This is a genomic window from Roseateles sp., from assembly GCF_052436255.1.
In the GTDB taxonomy this organism is placed as follows: domain Bacteria; phylum Pseudomonadota; class Gammaproteobacteria; order Burkholderiales; family Burkholderiaceae_C; genus Pelomonas.
In genome coordinates, this window is the sequence record NZ_JBQVNP010000006.1 from 67,269 (window position 1) to 86,377 (window position 19,109).

Annotated in this window: 14 protein-coding genes; 10 read left to right on the plus strand and 4 right to left on the minus strand. The window is 67.2% G+C overall.

Annotated features, from left to right (window positions below):
* The first annotated feature begins 58 nt into the window (after positions 1–58).
* On the plus strand, positions 59–700 hold the full coding sequence (locus tag ACT6S0_RS02900) for a hypothetical protein (RefSeq protein WP_444762417.1): 642 nt from the start codon (positions 59–61) through the stop codon (positions 698–700).
* Between the two features lie 111 nt (positions 701–811).
* Here ACT6S0_RS02900 and ACT6S0_RS02905 read toward each other — a convergent pair whose 3' ends face one another.
* Entirely contained in the window at positions 812–1,273 is a 462-nt protein-coding gene (locus ACT6S0_RS02905) for a helix-turn-helix domain-containing protein (RefSeq protein ID WP_444762418.1), read from the minus strand.
* A 150-nt stretch (positions 1,274–1,423) separates the two neighbouring features.
* Here ACT6S0_RS02905 and ACT6S0_RS02910 point away from each other — a divergent pair, with 150 nt between their 5' ends.
* Positions 1,424–3,007, plus strand: coding sequence for a sigma 54-interacting transcriptional regulator (locus ACT6S0_RS02910; protein WP_444762419.1), 1,584 nt, complete (start codon positions 1,424–1,426; stop codon positions 3,005–3,007).
* 27 nt (positions 3,008–3,034) lie between these two features.
* Positions 3,035–3,238, plus strand: a complete 204-nt coding sequence (locus ACT6S0_RS02915; RefSeq protein WP_444762420.1) for a hypothetical protein — start codon at positions 3,035–3,037, stop codon at positions 3,236–3,238.
* A 351-nt stretch (positions 3,239–3,589) separates the two neighbouring features.
* On the opposite strand, the gene ACT6S0_RS02920 is transcribed toward ACT6S0_RS02915, so the two are convergent.
* The 3 genes from ACT6S0_RS02920 to ACT6S0_RS02930 form a co-directional block, all read right to left on the minus strand.
* Positions 3,590–5,728 carry a hypothetical protein gene (locus ACT6S0_RS02920; protein ID WP_444762421.1) on the minus strand — a complete coding sequence of 713 codons (2,139 nt, stop codon included), beginning with the start codon at positions 5,726–5,728 and terminating at the stop codon, positions 3,590–3,592.
* 14 nt (positions 5,729–5,742) lie between these two features.
* Positions 5,743–8,433, minus strand: a complete 2,691-nt coding sequence (locus ACT6S0_RS02925) for a TonB-dependent receptor (protein WP_444762422.1) — start codon at positions 8,431–8,433, stop codon at positions 5,743–5,745.
* Between the two features lie 75 nt (positions 8,434–8,508).
* A complete protein-coding gene (locus ACT6S0_RS02930) occupies positions 8,509–10,812 on the minus strand; it encodes a LamG-like jellyroll fold domain-containing protein (protein WP_444762423.1) in 2,304 nt (767 codons plus the stop codon).
* Positions 10,813–11,125: 313 nt separating this feature from the next.
* Between ACT6S0_RS02930 and ACT6S0_RS02935 the strand changes: the two genes are divergently transcribed.
* The 7 genes from ACT6S0_RS02935 (at position 11,126) to ACT6S0_RS02965 (ending at position 18,885) form a co-directional block, all read left to right on the plus strand.
* Positions 11,126–12,154, plus strand: coding sequence for a LacI family DNA-binding transcriptional regulator (locus ACT6S0_RS02935; protein ID WP_444762424.1), 1,029 nt, complete (start codon positions 11,126–11,128; stop codon positions 12,152–12,154).
* Complete coding sequence (locus ACT6S0_RS02940) at positions 12,151–13,389, plus strand: sugar ABC transporter substrate-binding protein (protein WP_444762425.1); 1,239 nt, start codon at positions 12,151–12,153, stop codon at positions 13,387–13,389. Before ACT6S0_RS02935 ends, ACT6S0_RS02940 begins: the two co-directional genes overlap by 4 nt.
* Positions 13,379–14,440, plus strand: coding sequence for a carbohydrate ABC transporter permease (locus ACT6S0_RS02945; protein ID WP_444762426.1), 1,062 nt, complete (start codon positions 13,379–13,381; stop codon positions 14,438–14,440). Before ACT6S0_RS02940 ends, ACT6S0_RS02945 begins: the two co-directional genes overlap by 11 nt.
* Positions 14,437–15,315: a carbohydrate ABC transporter permease gene (locus ACT6S0_RS02950; protein WP_444762427.1), complete on the plus strand. Its 879-nt coding sequence runs from the start codon at positions 14,437–14,439 to the stop codon at positions 15,313–15,315. The genes ACT6S0_RS02945 and ACT6S0_RS02950 overlap by 4 nt, the downstream gene beginning before the upstream one ends.
* A gap of 68 nt (positions 15,316–15,383) precedes the next feature.
* The gene (locus ACT6S0_RS02955; RefSeq protein ID WP_444762428.1) at positions 15,384–16,436 is read left to right on the plus strand and encodes an ABC transporter ATP-binding protein; all 1,053 of its coding nucleotides are present in this window, start codon (positions 15,384–15,386) and stop codon (positions 16,434–16,436) included.
* Positions 16,433–17,950: a glycoside hydrolase family 32 protein gene (locus ACT6S0_RS02960; protein WP_444762429.1), complete on the plus strand. Its 1,518-nt coding sequence runs from the start codon at positions 16,433–16,435 to the stop codon at positions 17,948–17,950. The genes ACT6S0_RS02955 and ACT6S0_RS02960 overlap by 4 nt, the downstream gene beginning before the upstream one ends.
* Positions 17,950–18,885, plus strand: a complete 936-nt coding sequence (locus ACT6S0_RS02965) for a carbohydrate kinase family protein (protein WP_444762430.1) — start codon at positions 17,950–17,952, stop codon at positions 18,883–18,885. The genes ACT6S0_RS02960 and ACT6S0_RS02965 overlap by 1 nt, the downstream gene beginning before the upstream one ends.
* The last annotated feature ends 224 nt before the right edge of the window (positions 18,886–19,109 follow it).

Here is a 19,109-nt window from a genome sequence, read left to right on the forward strand (position 1 = left end):
TGCACCGCCGCCGGCACCGGCCGGCGGCCTCTCCCCCAAACCACGAAAGGACACTGACATGTTGCTCTTCTACGGAAAACCCAACGGCGGCAATCTCTCCAAGGACGAGAACGCCTCGCGCGCCGCACGCCTGGTCGCCCTGCGCGAGCACTTCCACGCCTGGAAGAAGTGGCCTGAGTTCGCCCCGGCGAACAAAGCCTTCAAGCCCGTCGCCATCCACTACCTCCAAGAGGAAATCCGCGCCGGCCGCCACAAGGGCCTCAAGGCCTACGGCGAGGCGGCCAAGATCCTCGTGCTGAACGCGCACGGCAATGAGTTCGCCTTCAACAACATCTCCACCGGCGCTGCCGAAGTGGCCGACCTGCTCATCGAGCTGGGCATCCGCGAGGCCGGCACCGAGCAGATCTGGCTGGCCGCCTGCGACAACGGCCTGCAGACTCAGGACAACAGCGGCCCACTTCCCCTGGTGTCCAAGCTGGCCAGTCTGCTGGCCACCCGGGAAGGGCTGCACCCCAAGGTTTACGCACCCCGTGGCAAGGTGAGCTACCAGGATAGGACGCTGCAGCGCGTCGGCACGGAGGACGTGATTCGCTACGGCAAGGTCATGATCCGCACGCAGGACGGCCCCGCCAACCCCAAGACGGGCAAGAAGACGGACTTCTTCTACCCGTTCGACCAGGGCTGGGTGCTAGCCCAGTAGCCACACGCCGCCCCAAGCATTACCTGGCCGCCTCGGCCCTCAGTGGAAGGGGCGGCCAGATCATTTCTATGGTGTCGGACTTGGAACCGAAGCGCGGGGCGCCGCATTTGCTCAAGCAGAGACTGCCGCAGCAGCAGAACTCCAGTTGCCCAGCCGCGCGTCCATAGGCGACAGCTTGCGCGCCAGCGCGTGCGCCCGCCAGGCGCCCGCGCTCATGCCAAAGGCCTTGCGAAAGCACCGGTTGAAGGTGCGCACGTCCTCGAACCCGCACTGGTAGGCCAGCGTCTCGATGGGCGTGCGAAATGGCGGCTCCGCCATCAGCTCGCAAACGCGGGCGAGCCGCGCGCGGCGCAGGCAGCCCGCCACCGTGTCGCCCTGGCGCATAAACGCGCGGTACAGCGTCGGCCGAGACACCCCCAGCTCGCCAACCAGGCGCGTGACGTCATAGCTGCTGTCCGCCAGGTGCCGCTGCAACTGCAGGCAAGCCTGTTCGTACAGCCAGTCCAGCCGGCCGTGGCCGCCACGGTCCGCAGGGTGCGAACGATTGGCGAGGGTGACAGAAGCAGCGTGCATGGTCGGGGCGAGGCGTGCTCCCCTCAACACAACAAACGTGCCAGGGTTTAGACGGGGGATTGATGCAAAAATTCCTCCGCCAGCCGTGCTCTGGCATGTCGCCGGGGCGGGCTGACATGTCAGCCCCTGTCAGCGGGCTGGCCCCATGCCATGACGCCCTCCGTACCGCCCCACGCTGAAGAACCGACCGAATCTGCCCGCATCGCGGGGCTCGACGCCGCGGGCGTGCCGGCGCCCACCCTGACCATCCTCTGGCACCCCGACCCGCAGCGCCTGGGCGAGCAGTGCGCGCTTTCCGTGGACGACGACACCCCCATTCCCATCAGCCGCTTCGCGCCCGGCTTCAGCGCGCCCGGCGCGCTCGGCGGGCGGCCGCTGGAGCATGCGAGCGTCTCGCGAACGCCCATCCACCTGCTGGCGTCGCGCGACGGCAGCGTGCAGCTATCGCTTCCGGCCGGCCCGGTCTGCCATGAGGTGGACGGCCTGCCCACCAGCGGCGAACTGCTACTGACGCGCGAACAGGTCGCCAACGGTGTCGTGCTGTCGCTGCGCGGACGCGTCCTGCTGCACCTCCGCCATCGCACGGCCTTACCGGACCGGCTGTCCGGCCCGCTGCTGGGCGTCAGCGGCGCGATGGCGCGCGTGCGGCGGCAGATTGCGCAGGCCGCATCGACCGAGCTGCCGGTGCTTGTCCTCGGTGAATCGGGAACCGGCAAGGAACTCGTCGCGCAGGAGATTCACGCCCTTGGCGGCCGCGCGGGTCGGCCGCTATGCACCGTCAACATGGCCGCCCTGACCGAGTCCATCGCCACCACGGAGCTGTTCGGCTGCGTCAAAGGGGCGTTTACAGGCGCAGACGCCGCGCGGCGGGGTCTCTGGGCAGAGGCCGACGGCGCAACCCTCTTCATGGACGAAGTGGGCGACACCCCCGCCCTCGTGCAGCCCATGTTGCTGCGGGCCGTCGAGACCGGGCAGTACCGCCCCGTGGGCAGCAGCCGCGTGGAGCGGGCCGACGTGCGGCTCATTGCCGCGACTGATCGGCCGCTGCAGGAGCGCGGCTTCAACGTGCCGCTGCTGCGCCGCCTGGCGGCCTTCGTCATCCGCATGCCCGCCCTGCGCGAACGCCGTGAAGACCTCGGTGTGCTGCTGCGCCGGGAGTTCGAAGAGGCGGGCGACGTCGCAGGCTGGCTCGGCGAAGTACCGCCTGAACTCGCTCGTGCCCTGTGCCTGCATGACTGGCCCGGCAACGTGCGACAGCTGCGCCACGCCGTGCAACGCTTGGTGCTGGCCGCTCAAGACCGTCAGTGGCTCGGTGTGGAAGATCTCCTATCACTGCCGCCGGCAAGCTCCGCCGCCCGAGCTGCCGGCAACGACCTCCCTCCCCCTGCCGAATCCGCACCGGCGCCTTTCACCGACGACGAACCGCAAGACCCGCCCCGCACGGGCTGGCGCGCGCCATCGTCAGTCACACCAGATGAGTTGCTGAAGGCGCTGGAGCAGCAAGCCTGGAGCCTGCGGGCCACCGCCGCCAGCCTGGGCATCTCGCGCAGCTCCCTCTACGCCCTTATCGACCGCCATCCTTTGATCCGCTGGCCCGAAGACATCGCCGGCGACGAGATCGCCGCCGCGGTATCCGAGGCGCCAGCTGGCGATGTGGCGGCGCTGGCGTCGAATCTGAGGACGCCGAGGGAAGCGCTGCGACGGAGGTTGGCTTCGTTGGGCATCAGCCACTGAATGCAGAGGCGTGTTCTGCGGGCAACGGTGCTGGCGCAAAACCTGGCTCTTGCCTTCCTGGGCAGCATCCATGAGTCGCTGCCGGTGAGCATCGAGGTGGGCGAAACGGCGGCCATCGTGAAGCTGGCGAAGCGTGTGGAGGTGTTTGTGTTGAAAGCTGGCGGGGAACTCGATCCAGAACTCGCCGATGTGCCCTCGGATGGCCGGACCCAACCAGCTGGAAGGCCATGAGGGTGGCTGCTGCTGCTCGGATTCGTCAATTCGTGGGGCAGCAAAGTGCCCAAAGCAGAGATTGAAGATCACCGGCAGTCGAGCCCAGGGCAGCGGCTGCTGTCGTCCGTATCGTGGAGCCGAAAGCGCGGTTCATGGCTCAAAGCAGTCTGCGACCATCCGGCCGGCCGAGGGGGTCCAATCACCGGGCCCAGGGCAGCTGCTGACCTTCAGCCGTACAGCTGGCAACTTGCGCCTTCGATTGGCAGTGGCTGCGATGTTGCCTTGCTGCATAAAAACGGCAGCGGCGGCCAGCGAAATGGAAGCCGCGGCAGCAGTCTGCTGCCGCGGTCATAGGCCTCGGCGTGAGTCCTACTTCTTCCTTGCGGCTCCCAAGTAGACATGGTCGAAGCTGACGAAGCCGCAGCCGCCCGCCTCGTTGTCGAAAATCTGGACCCTGACCTGTTTGCCGGCCTGGGGGGCGAGGTCCAGCGTGACCCAGTTGCCATCACCCTGGATGGACGCCTGATTGCAGCTGTTGGGTGTGTGGGTCGCGATCACGGCGCCGGCCGCGTCCAACACCTTCAGACCGACAGTGCCGTTGGCATTGCCGCCGGACATCAGGAAGTTCAGGAAGGGCCTGGAAGCATCAACGCTGACGAGCGGTGACGTGAGCGTGCCGGTCGACCCGTCACAGCCCTTGCTGTTGGCGTTCAGCTCACAGCTGCTGACGGCACGTGCACCCACCCGCGCGCTGCCGGACACGCCCTTCCAGGCGTCGGCGCTGGCCGGGTTGGCGAAGTCGCCTGCTGCAGTCCAGCTCTGGGCCGCGACCACGGCGTCATCGAAGTCGCCGATGACCTGCGTGAAGGCATCCGCCGCCACGCTGACGTTGAAGCCGAGCTTGGCGGTGGTGGCAGGCGTGAGCACCACCGTGCCGCCGTCCTTGCCATTGCCGGTGGGGTTCCAGGCCGTGCCCGACTGGTACCACTGGTCGGTGCTGACAAAGCCGCAGCCGGTGGCTTCCTCGTCGAACAGCTGGGCCTTGATGGTGGCCGAGTTGAGTGCCGAGATGTCGATGTGCGTCCAGTCGTCGTCGTTCTGCACGAAGGACGGGCCGCAGCTGGTGGGCGTGTACGTCAGCAGCACATTGCCCAACGTGTCCAGCACGCGCAGGCCGACGTTCTTGCCCGCGCCGCCGCCATGCATCAGGAAGTTGAAGTAGGGGTCGGTCACCTTGAACGGCGGCGAGGTCAGCGTGCCCACGGGCGGGTCGCACGGCGTACCGGGGCCGGCGATCTCGCAGGTGCTGATGGCCTTGTCACCCACCCGCGCGGCGTTGGCGTCGGCGCCGGTGGTGCCCTGCCAGCTGGTGGCCGTCGCACTCGCGAAGGCGCCCGTGCCGACCCAGCCGCGCTTGGCCACCATGTCGACCGGGTTCTCGAAGCTGGCGAACGGGATCATCTTCTGGAACGTCACGGCGCCTTCGACAGTGACCTTCACCGGCGTCAACGGCTTGCTCAGCACGCCGGCCGCCGTGCCGCGCGGCTTGTCGGTCTGATAGAAGTGATCGAAAGCGACGAAACCGCAGCCACCCGATGCGTTGTCGAATACCTTGATCTGGACTTTCTCGCCGATCAGCCCGCTGGTGTCAAAGTTGACGTAGTGCTGGTCGCCCTTGAGCACGGGGTCGCCGCAGCTGTTGGGGTTGTAGGTGCCGAGCACCTGGGCGGTGGCCGAGCCGGGCGGCGTGTACAGCACCTGGGCGCCGACGTCCGGTCCGCCGTTGCCACCGGACATCAGGAAGGTGATCGAGTCCTTGGTGATGGTGACGTTGTTGATCGTGATGCTGCCGGTAGGGCCATCGCAGCCACCGCCACCGATCTCGCAGGTCGACACCGTGGCATCGCCGATGCGCGCCGCGATGGCCGCCAGCGACGCGTTGTTGTACTCGAGGTTGTTCCAGTTCGTCGACGCGGCAAAGGCCCCGGTGAGCGTGTACTTGACCGTGTCAGGCTGAATCAGCGCCGGGAACTCAAAGCTGGAGATGATGTTTTCTTCGACAAACGTCGTGTCGTCCGTCGTGACGCGCACCGACGTGTTGGACACCCGGCAGGTGGGGCACGAGGTCACCGTGATCGCCAGCGCCAACGTGGAGGGAGCCGAATAGGTGTCATCGGCCACCGCCGTGACCTGGTAGGTGTTGTCCTTGTTCGCATCCGATGGCGCCTGGAAGTTCGGCGGAATCGCGAAGCGGATCGAACCATCGCCGCTGATGGAGAACAGCGCGGCGTCGGGGCCGCTGAGCGACAGTCTGACGTTGTTGTTGTCGGGGCTGGAGACCGACAGCTTCGCCACGTCACGCGTGAACTCGGGAACGCTGATCGCTCCCGGATTCGCAAAGACGGGTGAGCGGGGTTGCGGCAGTGGGTCCGTGCTGGTTCCGCCGCCACAGGCGGCGAGCATGACAGTCGCGGACAGCAGGGACAGCAGAGACAGGAGCTTTTTCATTGTGGCTCTCCCGATCAGAAGAAGTAGGTGTACATCGCACGCAGCGTGCGACCGAACAGTGGCCGGCTCACGCTCCGGTTGGTGGCACCGTTAGGTCCCTTCAGGTCGACAAACACCGGATCGCCCTCCGTGAACGACAGGCGATTGGTGATGTTCGACACATGGAACTGGAACGAGCTGTTCTTGTTGAAGTCCCAGATGAAGCCACCGTCCAGGTGGTAGTACGCCGGGTAGAGCGTGACGTCGACGTCGCGCGACTCGGAGTAGCGGTTGCCGAAGTAGGTGAACTTGGCGTAGGGCTTGAGCGGCAGTCCGGTGTAGGGCTTCAGGTCCCAGCTGCCCTGGACATTGGCCATGACCTTGGCGAGCCGGCGCGGGCGCCGTCCGTCTTCGCCGATCTGTTCGAAGGTGTAGCCGGTCACGACGTCATTGACCCGGGTTTCCTTGACGGTGCGGTAGTTGGCGTTGACGACCTTCGGGTCCTGAACCACGCCGGTGAAGCGCAGCTCCAGACCCTTGACGGCCCGCGGGCGCCAAGCCGCTTCAAGTTCCAGGCCGATGTTCTGGATGCCGCGACGGTAGAACTCGCGCACCAGCGGGCAGCTGTTGATGTCGACGATGGTGCCGGCGGGCGCGCACTGTGGGGATGTGAAGTCGCGGAAGTCGACGTACTGGTCGCGCGGGCTGAACTTGTTGTAGAACAGTGCGACCTGCGTGTCCCAGGTGTCGGCGTAGTAGCGAACGCCACTCTCGTACTGCATGATCTTCTCGACCTTGCTGCCGGGGGCTGCGGGGTCGAACTGCAGCTGGTTGAGCTGCTCCAGGCTGGGCAGGCGGAACGACTTCGAGACCAGGCCGTACACCGCCACGTTGGAGCGCACCGAGTAGTTGGCGCCGACCGACCAACCCGTGCCACTGACCTTGGAGTTCAGCGTCTGGTTGGCGCCGGGCAACAGCACTTCGTTGTCTGCGAGCGTGTCTTCGGCACTGCCTGGCACCATGCCGGCCGGCGTCAGGTTGGTCGTCAGGTCGCGCACGTTGTAAAGGACGTTGGCACGCTGCGTCTGGTGCCGCACGCCGACATCGATCTTGAGGCGCCGGTTCAGCGTCTCCCAGTGGTCGTGAAGGTAGAGGGCCTCGCCCTTGACCTGCGAATCGGCGAGGTAGCCGTTGAAGCCCAGGCGCATGACGCCGCCCGACGTGACGCTCGGGCCGACCGGGGTGCCTGCAGCCGTGACGGCACGCAGCTCGACCAGTTCTGGTTGGTCGCTCATGGTCGACACCAGCAGCGACTGCTGGAAGTTCTGCTTGTTGGCGTACTCGGTGAAATAGGCGCCGACCGTCAGGTGGTGCTCGCCCAGCAGTTCCACCGTCTTGCCGAGCTTCAGGTCGACCGAGGTGCTCTTGGCCTCGGTGGTCGCAATGAAGGGGATCAGGAAGTTCAGGTAGGTGCTGTCCGCAACCCGCGTCCCGGTGCCCAGGGTGTACGCCGCGATGCCGGTGGCCCCTGGGTAGAACGAGCTGAAACGCAGCACGTCGTTGTTGAAGCGCGCGTTGTTGAACCGCGCCGCCGTCGTCGTGTCATTGCCGGTGAACAGGCCGTTGTAGCCGCTGCTGCCGGACGTGTGCCGCACGCCGCCGTCAAAGGACCAGCCGGAGTCGAACTCGTGGCTGAGCTTGGCGGTGTAGATGTTGAAGTCGGGGTGGATGCCGTCAGCGATGTCCGCCTGACGCTCTCCGTATTCACCGAGCATGCTGAAGCGGCGGCTGGAGGGTGAGGCCACCGTGCCGTCGGCGAAGTCGATGCCGATCGGCCACACGGCATCCATGTCGATGCGCACCGGATTGGCGGCGGTGCCAGGCTGCGTGATGGCCGGCACCTGGAAGGGCACGTTCTGATAGAAGGCCGTGCGGTCGTTGATCTTCAGTGCATGCAGCTGCACTTCTGTCAGGCCGTCGTCGGTCTGATAGACCAGGTTCCCGCGGATCTGTCCGCCCTTGTCGGCGGTGTAGCCCGTCTCGCGCAGGCCATCGGACGTGCGGTAGAAGCCACCGACCGCAAAGGTCAGGTTCTTGTTGATCGGCCCCGACAGGAAGAAGTCGTTGCGCAGGAACTTGTAGTCGGCGACCTCCAGCTTGTAGCCGCCCTCCAGCGTCTGGCCGCCGGTGCGAGTGATGTGGTTGACCGTGGCGCCCAGGCCGTTGGAGTACAGGATGCCGCCGGTGCCGCCCTTGACCACTTCCACGCGCTTGGTCATGAGGTCGTGGCGCGCCGCGACGTCGTTGTTCATGAACGGCACTTCCGGTTCTTCGAACCACGGCAGGCCGTCGATCAACTGCGGCGCATAGCGGTAGCCGCCCGTCACCGGCAGGCCACGCACGGTGATGTTGTTGCTGGCCTCACCCGCTGTGCTGCCCTCGGCAAAGATGCCCGGCACGTTCTGCAGCAGGTCGGCCGTGCTGATCGGCGCCAGGCGCCGGATGTCCTCGGCGGACAGCGTGTTGACGGTGTTGGTCGAGTCCTTCTTCAGCGTCCTCTTGCTGCTGCCGGTGACGACCACTTCCTCCAGGCGCTGCGTCGCCTCGGATGTGGCGGCAGGCGCTGCGAGCAGCACGTTGGGGGTGACCTGCTGGGCCCATGCGGCCTGAGCCGCCAGCGCCAGAGGCAACAGTCGCCATGCGGCGACACCTCGTTGGTGTTTCATGCTTTGTCTCCTGGGTTGTCCCCATCGCAGGGGTACGTTCTTGAGGCCGGGCCCCGGCCGATCTGGGCGGTGTGCTTATCCCGGTGGCCGCAAGGGCCAGATCTGCACGCGGGCCGACGCGGGTTGCTGCGTCGCCAAGTGCACCTGCGTGCTGCCGGGCAGGGATGGGTAGCTGCGCACCGCATAGGCGGCGGCGTCGTTGATGAACACGTCGATGGCCGAGCCATCGACAAAGACGCGCAGCGTGCGCATGGGCCCGAAGGCGTCGCTGGGGTAGCGCCCTTGCAGGCGCTGCAGGCCTTCGCCATCCGCAGACAGGCTGGATTGCGACTTGTCGATCTCGGCCCTGCCTTGCGCCGGGTCGAAACGCAGCCGCGTGAATTCTCGTCCGTCGGCCGAAGCCATCAGGTCAAGCGTGATCGGGCCGGCAGCGGCCGCCGCGTCGTCCAGGTCCACCTGCAGCTCGTAGGCATGCAGGCCACTGCCCAGCAGGCGCCGCTCGGCGCTCAGCTGCACCGGCGTGGCGGGCAGCAACGGCTCGCCACGCAGCGCAAGCAACTCCGGCGCAGGGGACTGGCCGAGGGTGCGCCGGTCCGGCAGCAGCGTCCACACGCGCGGCAGGCTGAAGGTGTGGGCCCAGCCAGCGCGCAGCTGGGCGGCAGGCGTGCGCCGCTCGTCGACGATGCCGATGGCGCGCAGCCGGCCGTCTGCCGCCCGGCCGACCGTGGGGGCCAGGTGGCCGGGAATCAGGTCGAGGTTCTGCGGCGTGTGCGAGAAGGGCTTGAAGCGCCCATTCACCCACTCGCCCATCCAATACACCGCGCGCGTGGCTGGCTCACCGTACTTGCTGACCTTGCCGCCGATCGGGTTGACAACCAGCACCCACACGTCGTCGCTGAGGCGCTCGAACACCGGCATCTCCCAGATCTCGGAGCCGGTGTCCAGCAGCCGGTAGGCCACCTCGGAGAAGCGCTGCGGCTGCCAGCGCGCGCCCTTCTCGCCGCGCTTGAGCACGTAGTACTGCAGGCCGCCGCCGGTCTCCAGCGCAGCACCGACGAGCATGTGCCAGGTCTCGCCCTGCTTCCACAGGAAGGGGTCGCGGAAGTCGCGGACGCCCGCCGTGTTGACGACCGGGCCGAGCTTGCGCCAGGTGCGCAGGTCAGCGTCCTCGCTGACAGCCATGGACACGCCCGGGTTGGCAGCCGAGAGCCGCTCACCGTGGTTGACGCTGGTGTAGAACGCGAACGCCTTGCCGCCGTCGGTGATGACATGGCCGGACCAGATGCCCTTCATGTCGAAGCCCGAGTCGTCCGTCTGCAGTTCGGGCCGCAGGGCGTCGGGCAGGTGCTGCCAGGTGACGAGGTCACGGCTGGCCATGTGGCCCCAGTGCATCTGCGTCTTGAACGGGCCGTTGGGCGTGCGTTGGTAGAAGAGGTGCCAGACGGCATCCTTGCCCTCCCCCACGCGAACCAGGCCATGCGGCTCGTTGGCCCAGTTCGCCGGTGGCATGGCGTGCAGGCGCGGCCGCAAGTGGTCAGCGGCGAAGCGTGACGCTGGCACGACCAGCGACGGCTCCGCATCGGGGGCGGTATCCGGCGTCGGCAGCAGGGCCAGCTGTGCAGCCGACAGCGCAGCGGGGTAGACCTCCACCAGATCGAAAGCGCCGTTCAGCCGGTTGACCTTGAAGTCGAGGATGCGGGCCTCCACCGCTGGCGTCGCCAGCTTCAGCGGCACCGGCGCCAGGCGCAGGCTCATGCCGGGCTGGCCGGTGGCAGTGCCGACGAGTGCGCCGTCCTGATACAGACTGACCACACCGGAGGTCGGTTCCACGCTGGCCACGAGATGCACCCAGCGACGCAGCGGAAACCGCTGGGGTGCCGCCACGCGCAACACCCCGGCCGAGGTGGCGATGCGAAAGCCCCAGCGGCCGAAGGTGTCGATGTGCAGGTCGAAGCCCGCATCGCCCTGCGCCTGTTGCGCAAACGAGGATGGCGACAGCTCGCGCACGGTCACCTCCAGGTCCGACGGAAAGCTCTCCAGCGCGACCCACAGCGACAAGCTGAAGGCAGCGTTGGCGTTCAGCAGCAGCGCGGCCTGGGCGTAGCTGGAGAAGCCGTCGGTGCGCCAGGCACTGCCGGTGACGCCCGGCACCACGTCTGGCGCGGGGAACTGCGTGTGGATGGCAGCACCCGCCGGCAGCACGCCTTGCGCCAGTTGATCGAAGTCCAATGCCAGCACAGGCTTCGGCAGTGGCTGTGCCCAGGCGAACCCAGTCGCCGCCAGCAGCAGCATCAGGACCGCGTGGCGACCGACCTGCACCAAGCCCGATGCCACGGGCCACCGGCCATGCAGGGAGAAGGAATCGAGGACATGACGCATATTGTCTATCGATAGCCAAATGGAACCAAAGAAGAGGTGCGAACGCACCCCAAGGGCACAGCGAGCACCAAAATGTCTATCGATAGTAGTTGCCACTCGGCAGCTTGTCCTTGGTGTTTCCCCCAAGTGGGGCGCTGCGCCCACTTCAGGGGCGACGAATAGGTGAAAACACTCAGGACGGCCAATCCGACAGAAACTACCATCGATAGACAAATTGCTTCTGCAATCCACAAACAAGCATCGAACCGAGCCAGCGCATCGCGCCTCAGGCGCAGGGTTCAGCATCACCACAACGAGAGACAAGCAGGCCCCGATGAGCGAAGCCTCGACCATCTACCAGGTAGCCGACACGGCCGGCGTGTCGGTGCGCACCGTGTCGCGCTATCTGAACGACCCGCACTGCGTGTCGGCCAAGACCTCCACCAAGATCATCGAGGCGATGCAGGCGCTGCAGTTCCGCCCGTCCAAGGCGGCGCGCGCGCTCAAGGGCGTGAAGCCCAACCTGATCGGCGTGGTGTCGGACCGCATCACCACCAGCCCCGATTCCTTCGAGCTGATCAAGGGCCTGCAGCTCGCCGCCAAGGACCTCGGCAAGCGGCTGCTGATCGCCGAATGCGGCGGTGTGGATGAGGACGTGCCGGACCTGATCGACGGCCTGATCGAGCACCGCGTCGATGCGCTGATCTTCGCCACCCACTTCCACCGCCCGCTGGATGCCGCGCTGCTCGCCCGCGCCGCCGGCACACGGCTGGTGCTGCTGAACTGCTACCTGCCGCGCAACGAGCACCCCACGGTGCTGCCGGACGACGAGCAAGGCGCGCGCGATGGCCTGGCCTATCTGTACGCCCAGGGCCACCGGCGCATCGTCGTGTTCGAGCTCTTCCCCGACATGCGCGCCACGCAGCTGCGCCACCGCGGCATGCTGAAGGCCGCGACCACCGCCGGCCAGCCGGCACCCGTGTTCGTGCAGGGCTCGCAGGGCGCGCTGGCGGAGGACGAGTTCGCCGCCATCGATGGCCTCGTCAGCCAGGTGCTGCGCGAGCATCGGCCCACCGCCATCCTGGCCGGCAACGACAAGATGGCCGCCCGCATCATCCAGTGCCTGCACAAGCGCCAGATCGCCGTGCCGGCGCAGGTGTCCGTGCTGGGCTTCGACGATCACCCGATGCTGGTGCACGCCACCGACCCGCCACTCACCAGCGTACGCCTGCCCTACCTGCAGATGGGCCGCCGTGCCGCGCAGATGGCCTGCAACGAAGCCGCCACCGGCACCATCCGCGAGCGCTGCGAGGTGCAGGTGCGCGCGTCGGTGGCCGCACCGCCGAGTGGCAAGCCGCGATGAGCGCCAAGCTGTTCTTGGCAGCCAGCTTGTTGGCCGGTGCAGCCGTCGCGGCCCCCATCGACATCCAGGTCTGGCGACACGAAACCGGCGACAGCGACATGCGCGCCAGCGCGGCCGCCGAGGCGCGCTTCAACCGCCTGCAGTCGCGCTACCGCGTCGTCACCGAGACGCTGCCGCAGGGCTCCTACCAGCAGTCCGTCATCGCTGCGGCCATGACGAAGAAGCTGCCCTGCGTGCTGGACCTGGACCAGCCCTCGGTGCCCAACTTCGCCTGGGCCGGCCACATCCAGCCGCTGGAAGGCCCGCTGCGCCCGGTGGGCGTGGACGCGCTGATCCCCGGCGCACGCTCGACCTACAAGGGCAAACTCTATTCGGTGGGCCAGTTCGACGCGGCGCTGGCGTTGTTCGCCCGCAAGAGCGTGCTGCTAAAGCACGGCGTGCGGCTGGCAACCATGGCCCAGCCCTACACGGCCACCGAGTTCCGCGACATCCTGCGCACCCTCAAGCGCGCCGGCTTCAACTACCCGCTGGACCTGAATGCGCAGTGGACGGGCGAGTGGGTGTCCTACGCCTTCTCGCCCTGGCTGCAGAGCGCCGGCGCCGACCTGGTGGACCGCAAGACCTTCACCCAGGTGGACGGCCTGCTCAACGGCGACGCCGCACTCGGTGTGGCGGACTTCTACGGCTCGCTGTTCACCGAGCGCCTGGTGGCGCGCCGGCCGGTGGATGACCAGGCCTTCCCCAGCGGCCGCGCGGCTTTTCACTACACCGGCTCCTGGGCGGCCAAGGACTACCTCACCCGCCTGGGCAGCGACTTGGTCGCCCTGCCGCCGCCGGCCTTTGGCGCCCAGCCGCGCATCGGCGCGGGCTCGTGGCAATGGGCAGTGTCCAGCAGCTGCCCGCACCCGGAGGGCGCGCGGCTCTTCATCGAACACCTGATCAGCACCGCCGAGATCGCCGCGTTCTCGCAGGACACGGGCCTCATGCCCACCAGCGAGGCCGCCGCCAACGCCACCACGCTCTACCGCCCGGGTGCCTTTGGCCGCGACCTGTTCGACTTCGCCCGCGCCTACGGCGTGCTGCGCCCTGCAACGCCGGCCTACCCGATGCTGTCGAGCAGCTTCGAGCGTGCCTTGAAGGAAGTGCGCGAGGGCGGCGACGCCGCCGAAGCCCTGGACCGCGCGGTCGAGGCGATCCAGCAAGACCTCAAACGCAACCGCAACTATGGCTTCTAGCGTCACCCGCTTCGGGCATGCCCGCTGGTCCGAAGTGGCCGTTCTGGCCGGGCCCGCCCTGCTGCTCTTCTTCGGCTTCGTGCTGCTTCCCTTCGTGATGGCGGTGGGCTTCAGCTTCACCAACGTCAAGCTGCTGCAGACCGACCGCATCGAGTGGACGGGGCTGGACAACTACACGCGCATGTTCGGGCTCAAGCTGGTCGAAGCGCCGACCGCCCACGGCGCTGCGGAGCCGTTGGCGCCGTCACGCCAGTGGCGCGCCTTGAAGCGTGCCGCCCCCGCCGAGTTCGACGGCTACCAGTTCCTCACCGATCTCTCGTTCGGCGGCAAGCGCTACCTGGTCGGCGCACGCGACCCGCAGTTCCTGCGCTCCATCGCCAACACCTTCCTCTTCGCGCTACTGGTCGTGCCACTGCAGACGGCGCTCGCCTTTGCGATGGCGCTCTGGGTCAACCAGACCTTCCGCGGTCGGGTGGTGCTGCGCACGGTGTTCTTCTCGCCGGTGGTCACGTCGATGGTGGTGGTCGCGGCGATCTGGGGCCTGATCCTGCACACCGAGGCAGGCCTGGCCAACCAGGTGCTGCGCCAGCTCTTTGGCGCCAACGCATCGCAGCCCGACTGGCTGGGCGACCCGCATCTGGCGATGCTGTCCATCGCCATCATGTCGGCCTGGCAGGGCGCGGGGTTTCAGATGCTGATCTTCCTGTCTGGCCTGCAGGGCATATCCATCGAGCAGTACGAGGCTGCGGACGTCATGGGCGCGAGCCGCTGGCAGAAGTTCCGCTACATCACGCTGCCGGGCCTCAAGCGCACGCTGGTGTTCGTCGGCCTGTCCACCACCATCATGGCGTTTGGCCTCTTCACCCAGGTCGACGTGCTGACCGGCGGCGGGCCGATGGACTCGACCAGCACGCTGATCTTCCATTCGATGCGTGTTGGATTTCGTGAGCAGGACATTGCCTACGGCTCGGCCATGACGCTGTTCTTCTTCCTCTTCGTGCTGCTGCTGTCGCTCGGGCAGAAGAAGCTGATGGAAAGGCTGGGCCAATGAACCGCTCCACAGAAAGCAGCGACGTGGCGAAGTCCGTGCTGCACGTGGCACTGATGCTGCTGGCCGGCATCGTGTTCGCCTACCCGCTGCTCTTCATGGTGGCCGCCAGCTTCAAGCCGGGCGACGCCCTCTTCACCGACCTCGGCAACCCGGCCGCGCTGCTGCCGGACGCGCGCTGGTCGCTGAACAACTACCGCTCGGTGTTCGACAAGGGCGCCATCGGCGCTTATCTTGCCAACTCCGGGCTGATCGCGCTGCTCAGCGTCACGGCCGGCATCTTCATCAACAGCGCCGCTGCGTTCGCGCTGGCCAAGCTCAAGTGGCGCGGCCAGGGCCTGGTACTGACCCTGGTCATCGCGCTGCTGATCGTGCCCTTCGAAGTGCTGGCCATCCCGATGCTGCTGATCGTCTCCAAGCTGCCCTGGATCGACAGCACAGGCCTGACCATCGGCTGGCTCGACACCCTGCATGTGCAGATCATTCCCTTCCTGGCCAATGCCTTCTGCGTGTTCCTGTTCTACCAATTTTTCAAGGACGTGCCCGATGAGCTGGTGGAGGCCGGCCGCATGGACGGCGCCAGCGCACTGACCATCTACCTGCGCCTGGTCATGCCGGTCTGCAAGCCGGTCATCGTGACGGCCGCGATCATCCTGTTCCTGGGCATGTGGAACCAGTACCTGTGGCCCGTCATGACGGTGCACACGGCCGGCGCCCGGCCGGTGATGGTGGGCCTGCAGCAGTTCTTCGGCCGCAGCACGCAGTGGGGCGAGGTCATGGCCTACGCCTGCGTCATCACGCTGCCGGTGATGGTGTTCTTCCTGCTGTTCCAGAAGCAGTTCATCCGCTCCGTCGTCGGCGCGGGCATCAAGGGCTGAGCGGCCGTGAATCGACGCCGCTCGCCCAACGCCCGTCTTGTCTATCGGTAGCCAGTCAACTTCACGACATGCCCAACATCGTCTTCCAACACGCCGACAAGCGCTATGACGAGCGCGCCGAGCGCTATGTCTTCCGGGACCTCAACCTGCACATCCGCAAGGGCGAGTTCACCGTGCTCGTCGGCCCCTCGGGCTGCGGCAAGTCCACGCTGCTGCGCATGATTGCAGGGCTTGAATCGGTCAGCGGTGGCGACCTGCTGTTCGACGACCTGCGCGTCAACGAACTTCCACCGGTCAAGCGCGGCGTGGCCATGGTGTTCCAGAACTACGCGCTCTACGCCCACATGACGGTCTACGACAACATCGGCTTCGGGCTGAAGATCGCCGGCCTGCCCAAGGCCGAGCGCCACGCGCTGATCCAGGATGCCGCGCGCCAGCTGCAGCTGGAGGAACTGCTGCAACGCAAGCCCACCCAGCTGTCCGGCGGCCAGCGCCAGCGCGTGGCCATCGGCCGCGCCATCGTGCGCAAGCCCAGCGCCTTTCTGTTCGACGAGCCGCTGTCCAACCTCGATGCCAACCTGCGCGCCCAGATGCGCGCCGAGATCGCCGAGCTGCACCGCAAGCATGGCGTGACGACGGTCTACGTGACGCACGACCAGGTCGAGGCGATGACGCTGGCGGATCGCATCGTCGTGCTCAGCCGCCACGGCCTGGAGCAGTTCGGCACGCCCGACGAGCTGTTCGATACGCCGGCCAACCTCTTTGTCGCTGGCTTCATGGGCAGCCACCGCATGAACCTGGTGCCAGTAGACGAAACCCACGCGCAGCAGTTGCTGCTTCTGACCGGCCAATCCACTGGAGAGCTGGCTGCGGCCGGCATCGGCACCATCGGTGCGCGGCCTGAAGACATCGAAGTCGTCGACGGTTCTGCGGCCAGCGTTCAACTCGTCGAGCGGCTGGGGGCCGAGTCCCTCGTGCACTTCGCTGTAGGCGGCTCGCTCACGCCGCTGTGCGCCCTCTCCACCGACCGCAGCATCGCCTTCGGCCAGGCCCGCGCGCTGCGCGTGCCACCCCACAAGCTCCACCGATTCGGTCCCAACGGCCAACGACTCGCGCCATGAACCTCACCCTGCCCTCACACGCTACCAACGCCGCCAACCCGTGGCGCCCGCGCTATCACTACACGCCGCAGCGGCACTGGATGAACGACCCGAACGGGCTCGTGCACTTTGACGGCGAGTACCACCTCTACTATCAATACAACCCGCAGGGCAGCGACTGGGGCCACATCAGCTGGGGCCACGCCATCAGCACCGACCTGGTGAGCTGGCAGGAGCTGCCCGTCGCCATCCCCGCCACCGAGCGCGTGATGGCCTTCTCCGGCTCGGTCGTCGTGGACCATGCCAACTGCGCCGGCTTCGCGCCGGAAGGCTCGGCGGCACCAGCGCTGCTGGCCTTCTTCACCGGCTTCGACCCCGAGACCAAGATCCAGTCCCAGCACCTGGCCTACAGCCTGGACCGTGGCCGCAGCTACACGCCTTACGCCGGCAACCCGGTCATCGACATCGGCTCCACCGAGTTCCGCGACCCCAAGGTGTTCTTGCATGCGCCCACGCGGCGGTGGGTGATGCTCGTGGTGGCGGCGCTGGAGCAGCAGGTCTGGTTCTACACCTCGGTCAACCTGATCGACTGGACGCGCGTCTCCACCTTCGGCCCCGCCGGTTCGGCCGACAAGAATATCTGGGAGGTGCCCGAGCTGTTCGAGCTGCCCATCGATGGCGACGCCACGAACAAGCGCTGGGTCCTCATCGTGTCGGTCAACCACGGCTCGCTGTGGGGCGGCAGCGGCGTGCAGTACTTCATCGGCAGCTTCGACGGCAATCATTTCACCCCTGACAACAGCGACACCACGCTCACGCTCTGGGCCGAACATGGCCGCGACTTCTACGCCCCCATCACCTTCGCCAACCTGCCCGACGAGCGCGTGCTGTGGCTGGGTTGGGTCAGCAACTGGGAGTACGCCCGCGAGCTGCCCAGCAACCCCTGGCGTGGCCAGCAGTCCGGCGTGCGTGAGCTCAGCCTGGTCAGTACACCGCAGGGTCCGCGCCTGCGCCAGCGCATGGTGTGCGAGATGCACGCGCTGCTCGAGCCCGAGCCACTGCTCAGCCTGCGCGCGCTGCCGGCCGGCGAGGCTGTTCAGGCGCTCTCGCAGGCCACCGTGACGGGGCGCCAGTTGATGGCGCGGCTGGCCGTCGCCACGCAGGGCCTACAGGCGCCCATCGGCCTGGAGTTCTTTAAGGGTGGCGGCGAGTCCGTTCGCGTCGGCTTCGACCCGGCCGCGAACTGCTTCTTCATCGACCGCCGCTGCAGCGCGCCCGTGTTCAAGGGCCAATCCGAGCGGCATGACGGGCCGCGGCTGCTCGACACACCCGAGATCGAGCTGGAGGTATGGGTCGACGGCAGCCTGGTGGAGCTGCTGGCTGACGGCGGCAGCGTTGCACTCACCGACCTGGTCTACGCCGCAGCCGACGCCTCGGGCGTGGGCCTCTTCCATGGCGACGAGGCGGCCCAGGTGCGGTCGCTCGACCTGCATGCGGTGCGCGCCACGATGCACCACGTCAGCGAGGTGCTGTGATGTTCGTGGTCTGTGGCGAAGCGCTGTTCGATGTGTTCGAGGCGGGCGACACACGCCAAGGCCTGACCCTGGACGCGCGCATCGGCGGCTCGCCGCTGAACGTGGCCATCGGCCTGGCGCGCCTGGGCCAGCCGGTGAGTTTCCTGGGCGCGTTGTCGCGCGGCTTCCTAGGTGACCGACTGCGCCGCGCGCTGCAGGCCGAAGGCGTCAGCTTGAGCTTCGCGCCGACCATTGATGCGCCGACCACGCTGGGCCTGGTCGGACTGGATGCCAGCGGCTCGGCCTCCTACGTCTTCTACGGCGACGGCTGCGCGGACCGCGAACTGCGCCCCGAGCACCTGCCAGCACTGGGCGACGAAGTGCGGGCGCTGCACTTCGGCTCCTACTCGATGGTGGTGGAGCCGGCAGCGTCCACACACCGACAACTCATCGAGCGCGAACGGGCCGCACGCGTCATCGCCTACGACCCCAACCTGCGGCTGAACGTGGAGCCCGACCTGGCGCGCTGGCGCGACACCGTGGCCTGGATGGCGCAGCGCGCGCACCTGATGAAGGTCAGCGAGGAGGACCTGGCCCTGCTGCACCCGGGCATCGACGCGCAACAGGTGGCCGCCCAGTGGCTGGCATCGGGTGCCGGCGTCGTTGTGGTCACGCAAGGAGGACAAGGCGCGACTGCCTTTCACCGGCAAGGCCAGGTCTACATCGAAGCCAGGACGGTGCAGGTGGAAGACACCGTGGGCGCGGGGGACACCTTTCAGGCGGCCATGCTGGCATGGCTGGCCGAGCAGAGTCTGCTCATGCCGCAGCGCCTCGCAACGTTGAGCCCAAAACAGCTTCGAACGATGCTCGTATTCGCGTCGGACGCCGCAGCGCTCACATGCTCGCGCCGGGGCGCCGACATGCCGCGACGCACTGAACTTGGCGCAGCGTCCTAACTGCGCCCGGACAAAGTGCGGAAACACGTCGATGCGCTGTCGGTTACCAGTCCAGCTTCCAGCGACTGGCTGCGGCGAACGCCAGTCGATAGGCGTGGTGGTCGACCATGAAGATCTGCACGGCGCCCAGCATCTCGGAGCTGGCTGCGGCCATCAGGCCGACGGGGTCGGCGCCGGAGATCGCGTCCGTCGAGTCCGGGCCGACCCACCGTTGAGGGCCGCCT